Annotated in this window: 14 protein-coding genes and 1 pseudogene; 7 read left to right on the top strand and 8 right to left on the bottom strand. The window is 71.6% G+C overall.

Annotated elements, in window-relative coordinates:
- Positions 1–108 precede the first annotated feature (108 nt).
- Together G3I54_RS15020 and G3I54_RS15025 are read left to right on the top strand one after the other, a co-directional pair.
- Positions 109–1,191: an SIS domain-containing protein gene (locus G3I54_RS15020; RefSeq protein WP_164614946.1), complete on the top strand. Its 1,083-nt coding sequence runs from the start codon at positions 109–111 to the stop codon at positions 1,189–1,191.
- A 361-nt stretch (positions 1,192–1,552) separates the two neighbouring features.
- Positions 1,553–3,019 carry a PAS domain-containing sensor histidine kinase gene (locus tag G3I54_RS15025; protein ID WP_164615026.1) on the top strand — a complete coding sequence of 489 codons (1,467 nt, stop codon included), beginning with the start codon at positions 1,553–1,555 and terminating at the stop codon, positions 3,017–3,019.
- A gap of 172 nt (positions 3,020–3,191) precedes the next feature.
- Here G3I54_RS15025 and G3I54_RS15030 read toward each other — a convergent pair whose 3' ends face one another.
- Together G3I54_RS15030 and G3I54_RS15035 are read right to left on the bottom strand one after the other, a co-directional pair.
- Entirely contained in the window at positions 3,192–3,449 is a 258-nt protein-coding gene (locus G3I54_RS15030; protein WP_003953983.1) for a WhiB family transcriptional regulator, read from the bottom strand.
- A 320-nt stretch (positions 3,450–3,769) separates the two neighbouring features.
- Entirely contained in the window at positions 3,770–4,738 is a 969-nt protein-coding gene (locus tag G3I54_RS15035; RefSeq protein WP_164614948.1) for a diacylglycerol kinase family protein, read from the bottom strand.
- A gap of 164 nt (positions 4,739–4,902) precedes the next feature.
- Here G3I54_RS15035 and G3I54_RS15040 point away from each other — a divergent pair, with 164 nt between their 5' ends.
- Positions 4,903–5,352: a hypothetical protein gene (locus tag G3I54_RS15040; RefSeq protein WP_164614951.1), complete on the top strand. Its 450-nt coding sequence runs from the start codon at positions 4,903–4,905 to the stop codon at positions 5,350–5,352.
- A gap of 9 nt (positions 5,353–5,361) precedes the next feature.
- On the opposite strand, the gene G3I54_RS15045 is transcribed toward G3I54_RS15040, so the two are convergent.
- The 3 genes from G3I54_RS15045 to G3I54_RS15055 all read right to left on the bottom strand — a co-directional run bounded on the left by G3I54_RS15045 (position 5,362) and on the right by G3I54_RS15055 (position 7,221).
- Positions 5,362–6,291: an RNA polymerase sigma factor SigF gene (locus tag G3I54_RS15045; RefSeq protein WP_103510529.1), complete on the bottom strand. Its 930-nt coding sequence runs from the start codon at positions 6,289–6,291 to the stop codon at positions 5,362–5,364.
- Positions 6,292–6,314: 23 nt separating this feature from the next.
- Positions 6,315–6,728, bottom strand: coding sequence for an anti-sigma regulatory factor (locus G3I54_RS15050; protein WP_003966375.1), 414 nt, complete (start codon positions 6,726–6,728; stop codon positions 6,315–6,317).
- A gap of 232 nt (positions 6,729–6,960) precedes the next feature.
- Positions 6,961–7,221 (bottom strand): UBP-type zinc finger domain-containing protein, encoded by a 261-nt coding sequence (locus G3I54_RS15055; RefSeq protein WP_137231779.1) that lies wholly within the window; start codon positions 7,219–7,221, stop codon positions 6,961–6,963.
- A gap of 35 nt (positions 7,222–7,256) precedes the next feature.
- Here G3I54_RS15055 and G3I54_RS15060 point away from each other — a divergent pair, with 35 nt between their 5' ends.
- Positions 7,257–8,858: a Na+/H+ antiporter gene (locus G3I54_RS15060; protein ID WP_164614954.1), complete on the top strand. Its 1,602-nt coding sequence runs from the start codon at positions 7,257–7,259 to the stop codon at positions 8,856–8,858.
- On the opposite strand, the gene G3I54_RS15065 is transcribed toward G3I54_RS15060, so the two are convergent.
- From G3I54_RS15065 to G3I54_RS15075, 3 genes and pseudogenes are all read right to left on the bottom strand, one after another.
- Positions 8,834–9,781: a pyridoxal-phosphate dependent enzyme gene (locus tag G3I54_RS15065; protein ID WP_164614956.1), complete on the bottom strand. Its 948-nt coding sequence runs from the start codon at positions 9,779–9,781 to the stop codon at positions 8,834–8,836. The genes G3I54_RS15060 and G3I54_RS15065 overlap by 25 nt on opposite strands.
- Positions 9,782–9,818: 37 nt before the next feature.
- Positions 9,819–10,457 (bottom strand): annotated as a pseudogene (locus tag G3I54_RS15070) (hemin transporter); the annotation flags it as partial.
- A gap of 27 nt (positions 10,458–10,484) precedes the next feature.
- Positions 10,485–10,931: an Rrf2 family transcriptional regulator gene (locus tag G3I54_RS15075; protein ID WP_164614958.1), complete on the bottom strand. Its 447-nt coding sequence runs from the start codon at positions 10,929–10,931 to the stop codon at positions 10,485–10,487.
- Between the two features lie 176 nt (positions 10,932–11,107).
- Between G3I54_RS15075 and G3I54_RS15080 the strand changes: the two genes are divergently transcribed.
- The 3 genes from G3I54_RS15080 to G3I54_RS15090 all read left to right on the top strand — a co-directional run bounded on the left by G3I54_RS15080 (position 11,108) and on the right by G3I54_RS15090 (position 14,333).
- A complete protein-coding gene (locus G3I54_RS15080) occupies positions 11,108–12,514 on the top strand; it encodes a family 2B encapsulin nanocompartment shell protein (RefSeq protein WP_164614960.1) in 1,407 nt (468 codons plus the stop codon).
- 91 nt (positions 12,515–12,605) lie between these two features.
- Positions 12,606–13,649 carry a family 2 encapsulin nanocompartment cargo protein polyprenyl transferase gene (locus tag G3I54_RS15085; RefSeq protein WP_164614962.1) on the top strand — a complete coding sequence of 348 codons (1,044 nt, stop codon included), beginning with the start codon at positions 12,606–12,608 and terminating at the stop codon, positions 13,647–13,649.
- Between the two features lie 87 nt (positions 13,650–13,736).
- A complete protein-coding gene (locus tag G3I54_RS15090) occupies positions 13,737–14,333 on the top strand; it encodes a GNAT family N-acetyltransferase (protein ID WP_164614964.1) in 597 nt (198 codons plus the stop codon).
- Positions 14,334–14,388: the final 55 nt, after the last annotated feature.

Consider the following 14,388-nt stretch of genomic DNA (forward strand, 5'->3'; position numbering starts at 1 on the left):
CGCTGGCGGGCCACCGCATTGCCTGGTCGACTTGTCCGGTACGGCGCGGATCGCGCACCCCCCGCGCACGCGCCGTCCCGTACGCCGACAGCGCAGGGAGGCCCCCACATGTCCGCCACCCCTCCGGCCGACCGGAGCGGCCAGGGCGACGAGCCCGGCCGCATCATGTCCGGCGAGATGGCCGAGCAGCCCGCGATGCTGCGCCGGATCCTCGAACAGGGCGCGCCCCGCATCAACGAGGTCGCCGCCGAGATCGCCGCCCGGAAGCCCCGGTTCGTGCTGCTCACCGCCCGGGGTACGTCGGACAACGCGGCGCTGTACGCGAAGTACCTGCTGGAGATCCGCCTCGGTCTGCCCTGCGGACTGGCCTCGATGTCCACCACGACGGCCTACGGGGCCAAGCCCGATCTGCGGGACGTCCTGGTGGTCACCGTCAGCCAGTCGGGCGGCTCGCCGGACCTGGTGGCCTCCACGCGGGCCGCCCGGGAGGCCGGGGCCGTCACGCTCGCCGTCACCAACAACCCGGACTCCGCGCTCGCCGCCGTGTCCGAGTACCACATCGACATCCTGGCGGGCCCGGAGAAGGCGCTGCCGGCCACCAAGACGTACACCGCCTCCCTCCTCGCCCTCTACCTCCTCGTGGAGGGCCTGGGCGGCCGGGACGGCGCCGCGGCCGCCGCGGGCCTGCCCGACCTCGCGGGCGCGATCCTGGGCCGCCGGGCCGAGGTCAAGGCGCTGGCCTCCCGCTACCGCTTCGCGGAGCGGATGGTGATCACCTCGCGCGGCTACGGCTACCCGACGGCCAAGGAAGCGGCCCTGAAGCTCATGGAGACCAGCTACATCCCGGCTCTCTCCTACTCCGGCGCGGATCTGCTGCACGGCCCGCTGGCGATGGTCGACAACATCTCCCCGGTGATCGCCGTGGTCACCGACGGCCGGGGCGGCGAGGCCCTCCAGCCGGTGCTGGACCGGCTGCGCGGACGCGGCGCGGATCTCTTCGTGGTCGGCCCCAAGGCCCAGGTGGAGGCGGCGTCGGCCGGCTTCTCGCTGCCCACGGCGGGCGTCCCGGAGGAGTTGCAGCCGATCCTGGAGATCCTGCCGCTGCAGATGCTGGCGTACGAGGTGACGATCGCCCGGGGCCAGGATCCCGACGCGCCCCGCGCCCTGGCCAAGGTCACCGAGACCCGCTGAGGACCGGAGGCGTACGGCCCGGAAACACCCGCGGGCCGCGGCGCCAGGACGGGACCCTCAGCCCGTCCGGCACCGCAGCCCGGAGCTACCTGGCCGGCGGTGTGCGGTGCCTCCGGCCACTGGAGGCACCGGCGCGGTCAGGGCAGAGAGCGCCGGGTGCCTCGGTCCACTCTCCTGTGCGGGGAGAGCGGAGGTCTTGATGAACATTGTGGACTAGACCAATTGCCCGTGTCCATCCATGTGCACGACATTCTCCGGTGGGGCGCCGCGCCTGTCCATCGTCGTACCCACTGCACGGCCCGCCGGGCCGATCGGTTCGAACGGCCCGGGTGACCACAGGTACGCTCCACACGTGCCCTCCATGAACGACCTCGTCCGCCAGCACACCGCTCTGAGCGACACCGACCTCGAGTGGCTCCATCTGCTGGTCTCGGAGTGGCAGCTGCTCTCCGACCTGTCCTTCGCCGACCTCGTGCTGTGGGTCCCGACCCGCGACGGCACGCGGTACGTCTCCGTCGCCCAGATGCGCCCCAACACCGGGCCCACCTCCTACCAGGACGACATGGTCGGCCACCTGGTGCCGCGCGGCCGCCGCCCGCTGCTGGACGCGGCCCTGGACGAGGGCCGGATCGTGCGCGAGGGCGACCCGGAGTGGCGCGAGGAGGTGCCCGTACGGGTCGAGTCCATCCCCGTACGCCGCGAGGGCCGGGTGCTCGGCGTCATCGCCCGCAACACCAACCTGCTCACCGTGCGCACCCCCTCCCGGCTGGAGCTCACCTACCTCCAGTCCGCCTCCGACCTGGCCCAGATGATCGCCGCCGGGTCCTTCCCCTTCCCCGGCCAGCAGGTCGACATGGACGCCTCCCCGCGCGTGGGCGACGGTCTGATCCGGCTCGACGCCGACGGGATCGTGCAGTACGCCAGCCCCAACGGCCTCTCCGCCTACCACCGCCTCGGCCTCGCCTCCGACCTGGTCGGCCACCATCTCGGCACCACCACCGCCGAACTGGCCCCGTCCCGGGGGCCGGTGGACGAGGCCCTGGTCAAGGTGGCCAGCGGTTACGCGCCCCGGGAGTTCGAGGTCGAGTGCGCGGGCGGCGTGATCCAGCTGCGGGCCATCCCGCTCAAGCCCAAGGGCGTCCGCATCGGCTCGCTCGTCCTGCTCCGGGACGTCACCGAACTGCGCCGCCGCGAGCGCGAGTTGATCACCAAGGACGCGACCATCCGGGAGATCCACCACCGGGTGAAGAACAACCTCCAGACGGTGGCCGCCCTGTTGCGCCTCCAGTCCCGCCGGATGGACTCAGAGCAGGGCCGCGAGGCGCTCAACGAAGCGGTCCGGCGCGTCGGTTCGATCGCCATCGTCCATGAGACGCTGTCCCAGAATCTGGATGAGCGGGTCGAGTTCGACGAGATCGCCGACCGGGTGATCGCGATGGTCTCGGAGATCTCCCCGGGCAAGGTGACCTGCCGGCGCACCGGACGCTTCGGGATCCTCGACGCCGAGGTCGCCACCCCGCTCTCCATGGTGCTGACGGAGGTTCTGCAGAACGCCCTGGAGCACGCCTTCGCCGTGGCCGACCACGGGACGGTGGAGGTCTCCGCCGTGCGCGGTGGATCGCCCACCGAAGGGCGGCTGCTGATCACCGTCACCGACGACGGACGCGGCCTGCCCGAGGGGTTCGACCCGAAGCGGGCCGGCAACCTCGGGCTCCAGATCGTACGGACGTTGGTGGAGGGGGAGTTGGGCGGCACGTTCGGCATGGTCCCGGCCCCCGAGCGCGGCACGCAGGTGGTGCTGGACCTCCCGGTCAGCGGCGACAAGTAGGACAGGGCGAGCGCACACAGCGGAGCGGGCCCGGACCGTGGTGACGGTCCGGGCCCGCTCCGTGATGCTCACGTTGCGATGCGCTTCGGGGTACTGCGCGCTGCGACTCGAAGGCGGGGCTGTGCGTACGCTCTGTACGCGCCGCCGGGCTGAGGCTTGGTGCGGTTCTCGCTCAGGCGCTTGCGTTGCGCGCCCGGTTGCGAGCGGCGCGGCGCTTCATCGCGCGGCGCTCGTCCTCGCTGAGGCCACCCCAGACGCCGGAGTCCTGGCCGGACTCGAGCGCCCACTGCAGGCACTGCTCCATGACGGGGCAGCGGCGGCAGACAGCCTTGGCTTCCTCGATCTGCAGCAGCGCAGGACCGGTGTTGCCGATGGGGAAGAACAGCTCGGGGTCTTCCTCACGACAAACGGCGTTGTGACGCCAGTCCATGGCTGCTACCTCTCCTTGGTATTACACGCTTGTTGCTTGTGAATGTGAACGCTTTCACGAATCCCCCCGCAGATGACGGGCCGACCCCCAGATGGACTGGGTGTGGTCTGTGATGGTGAGGAGGGGTTCTGGCTCTCAGTGGAGGCCGGTGTTGCGGGCCGTCCCGATCGCCATGAAGAGATTCCCAAACCTCAGCGACGGATACAACCCCTTCTGGAAAGTTTTTTTTGATTCCTCGGTGTCGACTAGGTCACAGGCGCACTTCTTGGGGGTGGGACCCAGTCCAAACGTTCGAGTTAAAGGACTTTCGGCCCTTCCACTCACACAATCACACGCAGTGCACGGCGTACGCCTGTGAACGTCACGCTCGTACGCAGTCCCAGGTGGTCACCGTCCATCTGGAAGGGCAGTGGGACCTTTGAATGCAAGGTGAAGTCCGTGAGGTCATGCCGTGAAACGGCGTGCTTGCCGCGCGGCCCCTTCTCGGGGCTCGAAGTGAGCAGCTGGGTGCCGTAGAGGGCCACCGCCGGGGTGGACAGACGCTTCAGTCCGAGGACGTCCAGCGCGGTGTCGAAGGAGGCCTTCGGAGAGGCGTACATCGGGCGATTGCCCAGGTAGGTCCAGGGGGCGGTGTTGCAGATTATGGAGAGCGCGAGGTCGGTCACCGGCTCCTGGCCGGGCACGTCGAGCGTGATCTGACCCTGTCTGCGGTGGGCCTCGTTCAGGAACTGCCGCACCACCTGGCGTACGTACAGGGCATGCGTCGAACGCTTCCCGTGCTCGCGCTTCTGTTCGACCCGGCCGATGACTCCGGCGTCGAATCCGAGACCGGCGCAGAAAGTGAACCAGCGTTCGGGAACGGACTCGTCCTCGGTTCCCGGAGTGCCGGCGGCCAGGCCCAGACCAACCGTGCGTTCGGTCCGGTTCTCCAGGGCGTCCAGAATCGCGCCGGTCGCCTCCACCGCGTCGTTCGGCAGCCCCAGGGCGCGCGCGAAGACATTGGTGGACCCGCCGGGGACCACGGCGAGCTTCGGGAGGCTGTCCACGTCCGGGCCCCGGTGCAGCAGCCCGTTCACGACCTCGTTCACCGTGCCGTCGCCGCCGAGGGCGACCACCAGATCGATGTCGTCGCTGTCCGCGGCCCGCCGCCCCAGGTCGCGTGCGTGCCCCCGGTACTCGGTGGTCACCGCCTCCAGCTTCATCTCGCTGGCCAGCGCGTGGATGAGCACGTCACGGGTGCGGGCACTGGTGGTGGTAGCAGCTGGGTTGACCACGAGGAGTGCGCGCATGACGGTCAGCCTACCTACCGGGCGGTTCGGCGCTGAAGTCCCGGTTCGCTGCGCTCGGGCCCGGTGACGGAGCGTGACGGCCCGCCCCGGTCCACCGCCGAACGGGTGGGCCCCCGCGCACCCCGGCTTCACTTCCGGGCCCCGGGGATGCCAACCTGAAAGGCGTGAGCACTCAGCAGACACCCTCCACGCCGTCGCCCTCCGCAGCGGAGCGCCCGACCAGGATCACCGTCCTCGCCGGGGTCAACGCCCTCGAAGGCGTGGCGCTCGCCGTCGGCGGCGTCTATCTGCTGATCATGGGGGTGCTCGGGAAGCTGGAGAGCACGCAGCAGGCCGAGACGGTCGGGATCACCCTGATCGCGCTCGGCGCGATCCCGCTGATCGCCGCCCGCGGACTGCTGCTGCTGCGCAGCTGGAGCCGGGGGCCCGCGCTGATCACCCAGATCATGGCGCTGCCGGTGGCCTGGACGCTGCTGCGCTCACAGGGCGCCCTCATCCCCACCGGCATCGTCCTGGCGGCGGTCGCCGTCACCGGCCTCGTGCTCGTCCTGAACCCGGCGACCACCCAGATCCTGGGCATCCGCCGCGGGCCCAGGACGACCCCCGAGGCCTGAGCCCGCGGGCTACTCCTCTACGAGCAGCCGCTCACGCAGCTGCGCCAGGGTGCGGGCCAGCAGCCGCGAGACGTGCATCTGCGAGATGCCGACCTCCTGGGCGATCTGCGACTGGGTCATGTTCCCGAAGAAGCGCAGCAGCAGGATGCGCTTCTCGCGCGGCGGCAGGTCCTCCAGGAGCGGCTTGAGCGACTCCCGGTACTCCACGCCCTCCAGCGCCTCGTCCTCCGAGCCCAGCGTGTCCGCGACCGCCGGCGACTCGTCGTCCGTGTCCGGCACGTCCAGCGAGAGCGTGCTGTACGCGTTGGCCGACTCCAGGCCCTCCAGCACCTCCTCCTCGGAGATGCCGAGCCGCTCGGCCAGCTCGTGCACCGTCGGCGAGCGGCCGTGTTGCTGGGAGAGCTCCGCGGTGGCCGTGGTCAGCGACAGCCGCAGCTCCTGGAGACGGCGCGGCACCCGCACCGCCCAGCCCTTGTCCCGGAAGTGGCGCTTGATCTCGCCGACCACCGTGGGGGTGGCGTACGTCGAGAACTCCACGCCCCGGTCCGGGTCGAACCGGTCCACGGACTTGATCAGCCCGATCGTGGCGACCTGGGTCAGGTCGTCCAGCGGCTCGCCCCGATTGCGGAAGCGGCGCGCCAGATGCTCCACCAGCGGCAGATGCATCCGCACCAGCCGGTTGCGCAGCTCGGCCTTCTCCGCCGAACCGTCGGGCAGCTCCCGCAGCTCGAAGAACAGGGCCCGGGCCCCGCTGCGGTCGTGTGGATCGTGGTGCCCGTGCTCGCTCATCTGGCCCGCCCGCTCTGCCTGCGACTGCTGCTCCACCGCGACGTTGAGGCTCTCGGGCCCGTCCGCTCCGTCCACCGGATGCGGCCGGGCCTGTTGCTCCGGGATGCCTGCTGGGCGCACCACCCCGGATCGGATCGTCTCGTCCCGCACAGGACCGTCCCCGTTCCCGTCGCTCACGCCGGCCCGGGGCCCGCGCCGCGCTGTTTGTAGAGGCTGATGCTGACCGTACGGTCGTCGGCGACCGTGGAGTCGACCTTGCCGGCCAGCGCGGAGAGCACCGTCCAGGCGAAGGTGTCGCGCTCGGGCGCCCGGCCGTCCGTGGTGGGCGCCGACACCGTCACTTCGAGGGAGTCGTCGACGAGACGGAAGACGCAGCTGAGGACGGAGCCCGGCACGGCCTGCTGGAGCAGGATCGCGCAGGCCTCGTCGACCGCGATGCGAAGATCCTCGATCTCGTCGAGAGTGAAGTCCAAACGCGCTGCGAGACCGGCCGTGGCCGTTCGCAGCACCGACAGGTAGGCACCCGCAGCGGGCAGCCGGACTTCTACGAAGTCCTGATTCCCGGGCTCGCCTGCGATCTGGGACACCCTCACCTCCAAGGTGGCACAAACTCTTTCGAGGTTCCGGGAAGGGTGGCCCGGAGCCATGCGGTCCGTCGACGGTTCTTCGGCTCGGCGACGTTATCGGATCCATGATGCCGTGTCGTACGGACCCCATACCCCGACCGTCACTCATGGTAAGCCCATGAGTACGCACAGTGGCTAGGGGTCTGCGGCGTCCAATTACGAAGAACCAGCGCCGCATTGACGTACCCAGGCGTCAGACGATCGAACCGTCCTCGAAGCACCAGCGCCAGCTCTCGCCCGTCTCGAAGCTCCGCATCACGGGGTGACCGGTCGCCCGGAAGTGTCCGGTGGCGTGCCGCAGCGGCGACGAATCGCAGCAGCCGACGTGCCCGCAGGTCAGGCAGAGCCGCAGTTGCACGGGGTGGGTGCCCGCCTCCAGGCACTCGGGACAGGTCTCGCCGAGCGGCACGGGCTCGGGGCGTGGCAGATCCGCTACATGCGCACACTCGCTCATGATGGGCAGATTACGACGTATCCGAGGACGGTGGGATGGACGCGCTGCCGCTGGTGGCCCTGGTCGCGGCGAGTGCGGCGGTCGCCGGCGCGGCCCGCCGCACCCCGGTGCCCGCCCCGCTCGTGCTGGTCGCCGTGGGGCTCGTGGCCGGCTATCTGCCGGGCGTGCCGACGTACCACCTGGACGCGCACATCGTGCTCCCGCTGCTGCTTCCGCCGTTGCTCTACACGGCGGCCGTGGACAGCTCCTACCTGGATTTGCGGGCCAACGTCCGGCCGGTCGCCCTGCTCTCCGTGGGCTACACCCTCTTCGCCACCGTCGCGGTCGGCTGGCTGGCCTACCGGATCATCCCGGACCTGCCGCTGACCGCCGCCCTGGTCCTGGGGGCGGTCGTCGCCCCGCCGGACGCCGTGACGGCCGCCGCCATCGCCCGCCGGGTCGGGCTGCCCGCCCGGGTGACCACGATCCTCCAGGGCGAGTCGTTGGTGAACGACGCCACGGCGATCACCGCCTTCCGGGTGGCGCTGGCCGCCGCGGTGGGGGAGGGGATGAGCTGGGGCGCCGGGATCGGCGAGTTCCTGCTGGCGGCGGTCGGCGGGGTCGGTGTCGGGCTGCTGCTGATGGTGCCGCTGCACTGGCTGCGTACGCATCTCAAGGAAGCGCTCCTCCAGAACACGCTGTCCCTCCTGATCCCCTTCGTGGCGTACGCGGCGGCCGAACGGGTGCACGCCTCCGGTGTCCTCGCCGTGGTCGTCGTCGCCCTGTATCTGGGCCACCGTTCCTGGCAGGTCGACTTCGCCACCCGCCTTCAGGAGGCGGCCGTCTGGAAGATGGTGGCCTTCATCCTGGAGTCGACGGTGTTCGCCCTGATCGGGCTCCAGCTGCCCTTCGTCCTGAAGGGGCTCGGCGCGTTCGGGGTGTGGGAGGCGCTCGGCTACGCGGTCGTCGTCTTCCTGGCCGTCGTCGTGGTCCGCTTCGTCTGGGTCTATCCGGCCACCTATCTGCCCCGGTGGCTCTCGCGCCGCGTCCGGGAGCGTGAGCCGGGCACCGACTGGACCGCGCCGCTGATCGTGGGCTGGGCCGGGATGCGCGGGGTCGTCTCGCTCGCCGTCGCGTTCTCGATCCCGCTGGTCACGCACGACGGCGAACCGTTCCCGGCCCGCAGCCTGGTGCTGTTCCTGACCTTCACCACCGTCATCGGCACGTTGGTGATCCAGGGCCTGACGCTGCCCGTCCTCGTCCGCGTACTGAAGCTGCCGGGCCCCGATCCGCAGACCGTCACGCTGATCGAGGCACAGGCCCAGAGCGAGGCGTCCGCGGCCGCCGAGGCCCGTCTGGACGAGCTGCTCGCCGACCCGCACAGCAGCCTGCCGCCGCCGCTGGCCGACCGGTTGCGCAGCGTGCTGGAGCGCCGCCGCAACGCCGTGTGGGAGCGCCTGGGCGCCGCCGACCCGGTTACCGGGGAGTCGGCGGACGACACCTACCGGCGGCTGTCGCGGGAGATGATCGAGGCCGAGCGCGAGGTCTTCGTCCGGCTCCGGGACGAGCGGCGGATCGACGACGAGATGATGCGTACGCTGCTGCGCCGGCTGGATCTGGAGGAGGCGGCCGCCTACCGGGAGACGGACGACTCCTGAAGCGGCGCGGGCGGCGTCTCTGGGGTGCCGGTGATCACGGCGGCCACCCGGGCGCCCGGCTCGAACGCCCCCTCCTCGGCCAGCGCGGTCAGCGCGAACAGCAGCTTGGCGACGTAGACGCCTTCCACGGGCAGTCCGTGCCGGTCCTCGAAGTCCGCGGCGAAGGCCTCCAGCCCCGGGGTGGAGCGGGCGTAGCCGCCGAAGGTGAAGCGCTCGTCCAGCGACCAGCTGCCGGACGGGCCGCCGAACGCCTCGCGCTGGAGCCGCTCCACCTCCCGCCCGAGGAAGCCGCCGCGCAGCACCGGGACGCCCAGGGCGCGCTGCCCGGGGTCCAGGCCGGCGGCGAGTCCGGCCAGGGTGCCGCCGGTCCCGCAGGCCACGGCCGCCACATCGGCCGTTCCGGCGAGCTCGCGCCCCAGCGCCGTACAGCCCTGTGCGGCCAGCGCGTTGCTGCCGCCCTCCGGGATGACCTCCACGTCCCCGTACCGGCTCAGCAGCCCCTCCAGGACCTCGGGGGAGGCCTTCGCGCGGTACGTCGTACGGTCCACGAAGTGCAGACGCATGCCGTCGGCCGCGCACCGGGCGAGCGACGGGTTGAGCGGCCGGTGGGCCAGCTCGTCGCCGCGGACCACGCCGATGGTGGGAAACCCGAGCAGCCGGCCGGCCGCCGCGGTGGCCCGGAGGTGGTTGGAGTACGCGCCGCCGAACGTGAGCACGGGGCGCCCGGCGGCGGCCTCCAGGTTGAGGACGAGCTTGCGCCACTTGTTGCCCGGCAGGTCCGGGTGGATCAGGTCGTCCCGCTTCAGGAGCAGCGTCACGCCGTGCCGCGCGAAGCGCTCGTCCTGGACGTCCAGCAGCGGGGAGGGCACCCGGGGCCGCAGGAGGGCGTCGAGGCGGGGCGGGTGGTCGGGCGGGCTGTTCACCCGCCCATTGTCGTCCGCCCTTCGTGCCGGCGACGTTTCAGGATGCGGCCGGCCAGAGGTCCGGGCCGAACACCTCGTAATGGACGTCGGCCGGCCGGACCCCCGCCTCGAGCAGCCGGGCGCGGACGGCCCGCATGAAGGGGAGCGGGCCGCACAGATAGGCGTGCGTGCCCGGCCGTACGGTGATGCCGGCCAGGTCGACGAGGCCGGTGCGGTTCACGGGGTGACCGGCCTCCGGGGTCTCGTACCAGAAGTGCGCCTCGGCGTCCGGGAGCTTCTCCGTCAGCCGGACGTGGTCGGTGCGCAGGGCGTGGTCGGCCGGTGAGCGGTCGCCGTGCACGACGGTGACCGGGCCCCGGTGGCCCTCCTGCGCGAGGTACTCCAGCATCGGGGTGCAGCCGATGCCGGCCGAGGCCAGCAGCAGCGGCGCGTCCAGGTGGTCGAGCACCAGGTCCCCGTAGGGGACGGAGACGCGCAGCAGGTCGCCCGCGCGGGTGTGCTCGTGGAGGTGCCGGGAGACCTCGCCGTCGGGCGTGGCCCGGCCGCGTACGTGTTTCACGGTGATCGACCGCAGCCGGGAGCCGGGGGCGCAGGAGAGGCTGTACTGGCGTATCTGGCGTGCTCCGTCCGGGAGTTCGACCTGTACGGAGACGTACTGGCCGGGCCGGAAGGCGGGCGGGGGCAGCTTCGGGGTGGGCCGGGCTCAGTCGGGCGGCGGGCCGCTGCCGATGCCCAGCAGTAGCGGGCCGGTGGGGGAGGCGACGAGGTCGGTGACGGTGATCGGGTCCAGCGCCGCGTAGAAGGCCTCCTGGGCCTCGCGCAGGGCCCCGCGCAGCCGGCAGGCGGAGCGGAGCGGGCAGGGTGTGTCGCCCTCGCACTCGACGACCTCCTCCGGGCCCTCCAGCTCCCGCACGAGCGAGCCGATCGACGCGGAGCGGCCGGCGGAGGTCAGGGTGAGCCCGCCGCCCCGGCCGCGCCGGGCGTCGAGGAGGCCGAGGTGCTGGAGCCGGGCGACGACCTTCGCGGTGTGCGTGTACGGGACCCGCATGGCGGCCGCCACCTCGCGGGTGGTCGGCGGCTCCTGGCCCTCGGCGACCGCCAGCCGCATGAGGACGCGGAGCGCCACGTCGGTGAATCTCGTCAACCGCATGGGGTCAGCGTAGATAAGTGGCATGGGGGATGCAAATTAAGTGGTCCGCCCGGCGACGGGGATCAACGTGCCCCGCCCGAAGGCGGATTAGTCGCACTCTTTTGTGTAATGGCGGGCCGGTCCTCCTGCTGAAAGGCTTTTGCACGCAGGTCAGCCCATGATCGAAAGGACGTCAGATGTCCGTTGGTGAAGAGGTTCGCGACACGCAGGCGCCGCCGCAGCAGAGTCTGGGGACGGCAGCTGCGCGGAACCTCGCGACGACCACCAAGTCCGCGCCGCAGATGCAGGAGATCACCTCGCGGTGGCTGCTGAAGATGCTGCCGTGGGTGCAGGTACAGGGCGGTACGTACCGGGTGAACCGTCGGCTCAGCTATTCGGTCGGTGACGGCCGGGTGACGTTCGTCCAGACCGGGGACCGGGTGGCCGTGATCCCCGCCGAGCTGGGAGAACTGCCCGCTCTGCGTAATTTCGGGGACGAGGAGGTCCTCGCCGAGCTCGCCCGCAGGTGCGAGCAGCGGGACGTGGCCGCGGGGGAGGTGCTCGCCGCATCGGGGGACGCGGCGGACCGGGTCTTCCTGCTGGCGCACGGCAGGGTCGAGAAGATCGGCGCCGGACCCTACGGCGACGAGACGGAGCTCGGAGTCCTGGGCGACGGCGCGTACTTCGGCGACCAGGGCCTGGTCGACGGCGACGCCGTCTGGGAGTACACGGCCCGCGCGGCCACCCCGTGCACGCTGCTCACCCTGAGCCGTGCCGATGTGTTCAACCTCGCGGAGCGCGCGGACTCGCTGCGAAGCCATCTCGCCGGGCTGCTCTCCATTCCGCATCAGCGGACCAACCACTACGGCGAGGCGGAGATCGACCTCTCCGCCGGCCATGTGGGGGAAGCGGTCGTCCCGCACACCTTCGTCGACTACGACGCGGCGCCGCGCGAGTACGAACTGAGCGTCGCCCAGACGGTGCTGAAGGTGCACAGCCGGGTCGCCGATCTCTACAACCAGCCGATGAACCAGACCGAGCAGCAGTTGCGGCTCACGGTCGAGGCGCTGCGCGAGCGCCAGGAGCACGAGCTCATCAACAACAGGGAGTTCGGACTGCTCAACAACTGCGACTACGGTCAGCGGCTCCAGCCGCACGACGGGGCGCCCAGCCCGGACGACATGGACGAGCTGCTCTCGCGCCGCCGCGGATCGAAGCTCTTCCTCGCCCACCCGAAGGCCATCGCCGCCTTCGGCCGCGAGTGCAACCGGCGCGGACTCGTCCCGGAGAGCGTCGACATCGGCGGCCACCACGTGCCCGCCTGGCGCGGGGTGCCGATCTTCCCGTCCAACAAGATCCCCGTCACCGACGCCCGTACCACCTCCATCATCTGCATGAGGACCGGCGAGGCCGAGCAGGGCGTCATCGGCCTCCAGCAGACCGGCATCCCCGACGAGATCGAGCCGAGCCTCTCGGTCCGCTTCATGGGCATCGACGAGCAGGCGATCATCTCCTACCTGGTGACGGCGTACTACTCCGCCGCCATCCTGGTACCGGACGCCCTCGGAGTGCTGGAGAACGTCGAGGTCGGCCGCTGGCGCTGATCCCGAGTCACCCCGGGGGTCCGGGCGGCAGCTGCCGCCCGGACCCCCGGGTCCCGCACCCATCGCCTCGCCCCAGGGAGTGACCGTGACCATGACCAGTACGGACGCAGCGACGGAAGGGCACGAGGCCGCGGCGCTCCTGGAGCGCACCCGCGCCGTCGTCGACCCACATCTGCGATCGGCCGTGGAGTCGCTGCCCGGCGGCATACGCCGGATCGCGATGTACCACTTCGGCTGGCAGAACGCCGACGGAACCCCCGCCGCCGGCCAGGCGGGCAAGGCCATCAGGCCGGCCCTCGTGCTGGCCGCCGCCCGTGCGCTGGGCGGCGATCCGGAACGCGCGGTCCGGGCCGCCGTCGCCGTCGAGCTCGCCCACAACTTCACCCTGCTCCACGACGACGTCATCGACGAGGACACCACCCGCAGGCACCGGCCCACCGCCTGGGCGGTCTTCGGCATCCCGGACGCCATCATCACCGGCGACGCCATGCTCGCCCTCGCCCAGCGGCTGCTCGCCGAGGACCCGCACCCGGCCGCCGCCCGCGCCGCCGCCCGCCTCTCCTCCTGCGTCATCGAGCTGTGCGCCGGACAACAGGCGGACTGCGCCTTCGAGGAGCGCGGCCCCGACGAGGTCACGCTCGACGAATGCCTCGCCATGGCCACCGCCAAGACCGGCGCCCTGCTCGGCTGCGCCTGTGCGCTCGGAGCCCTCTACGCCGGGGCGGAGGACCGGGCGGTCCGCGCGATGGACGGGTTCGGACGGGAGGCCGGGCTCTCGTTCCAGCTCATCGACGACCTGATCGGCATCTGGGGCGACCCGGACCGCACCGGCAAGCCCGTCGGGGCCGACCTGGCCGCCCACAAGAAGTCGCTGCCCGTGGTCGCCGCCCTCACCTCGGGCACCCCGGCCGCTGCGGAGCTCGCCGCGCTCTACCGAGGGCCCATGACCACGTCCGGCGAGGTCGACCGCGCGGCCGACGCGGTGGACCGGGCCGGTGGCCGGGACTGGGCCCAGGTCTGCGCGGCCGACCGGATGGCCCGCGCGGTCCACCACCTCTCCCGGGCGGTTCCCGACCCGAGCGCGGCGGGCGACCTGCTGGCGCTGGCCGAGTTCGTCACCCGGCGGACCAGCTGAGCCACCTCGCGTGACCGGCGCCGCCTGCTCAACTCTAGTATTCCGGAGGTTGGTTGAAGGGAAGCAACGGAGAGGCGGCGGCCGGTCATGGGCATACGGATCCAGCAGGCGGAGCAGCGGGACCGGGGACTGGTCGTCTCGGTCATGGAAGAGGCGTTCCACCACGACCCGGTCAGCAGCTGGGTGTTCCCCGACGAGGACCACCGGCGCGCGGTGCACGGCAAGTTCCTCGGCGTCTTCGTCGACGTGGCCCTCGCCGAGGGCCGTATCGACATCGCCGAGGACGGAGCCGCGGTGGCCCTGTGGCTGCCGGTGCCCGCCGGGGCCCCCGAGGAGGAGGACCCCACGCCCGCCCTGATGCGGCGGACCGCCGACCCCGACAACGAGCGCTGCGAACTGGTGGGCAGGCTGACCGGAGCGATTCACCCGCACGACCGTGCGCACGCCTACCTGCTGATGATCGGCGTCACCCCCGACCGCCAGGGCGAGGGCATCGGCGCGGAGCTGATCGGGGCGGAGCTGGAGCGCTGCGACCGGGACGGGCGGCCGGCCTATCTGGAGGCCAGCAGCGCCCGGAGCCGGACGCTGTACGAGCGGCTCGGATTCCGCTTCCTCGGCCGCGCCGTCGACCTGCCGGACGGCCCGCCCATGTACCCCATGTGGCGTGAACCCCAGGCTGGTTGAACCACTACGGAGGGTGGTACGGGAGCCGTTCCGGGCAGGGGCTACAGTCCCTGCT

The organism is Streptomyces sp. SID14515, assembly GCF_010548505.1.
Taxonomy (GTDB): Bacteria; Actinomycetota; Actinomycetes; order Streptomycetales; family Streptomycetaceae; genus Streptomyces; species Streptomyces caviscabies.

Bases quoted from the DNA above. Each gene is read 5' to 3' on its own strand.
- G3I54_RS15020 (WP_164614946.1), top strand. From the start codon at position 109: ATGTCCGCCACCCCTCCGGCCGACCGGAGCGGCCAGGGCGACGAGCCC.
- G3I54_RS15025 (WP_164615026.1), top strand. From the start codon at position 1,553: ATGAACGACCTCGTCCGCCAGCACACCGCTCTGAGCGACACCGACCTC.
- G3I54_RS15030 (WP_003953983.1), bottom strand. From the start codon at position 3,449: ATGGACTGGCGTCACAACGCCGTTTGTCGTGAGGAAGACCCCGAGCTG.
- G3I54_RS15035 (WP_164614948.1), bottom strand. From the start codon at position 4,738: ATGCGCGCACTCCTCGTGGTCAACCCAGCTGCTACCACCACCAGTGCC.
- G3I54_RS15055 (WP_137231779.1), bottom strand. From the start codon at position 7,221: ATGAGCGAGTGTGCGCATGTAGCGGATCTGCCACGCCCCGAGCCCGTG.
- G3I54_RS15060 (WP_164614954.1), top strand. From the start codon at position 7,257: ATGGACGCGCTGCCGCTGGTGGCCCTGGTCGCGGCGAGTGCGGCGGTC.
- G3I54_RS15075 (WP_164614958.1), bottom strand. From the start codon at position 10,931: ATGCGGTTGACGAGATTCACCGACGTGGCGCTCCGCGTCCTCATGCGG.
- G3I54_RS15080 (WP_164614960.1), top strand. From the start codon at position 11,108: ATGTCCGTTGGTGAAGAGGTTCGCGACACGCAGGCGCCGCCGCAGCAG.
- G3I54_RS15085 (WP_164614962.1), top strand. From the start codon at position 12,606: ATGACCAGTACGGACGCAGCGACGGAAGGGCACGAGGCCGCGGCGCTC.
- G3I54_RS15090 (WP_164614964.1), top strand. From the start codon at position 13,737: ATGGGCATACGGATCCAGCAGGCGGAGCAGCGGGACCGGGGACTGGTC.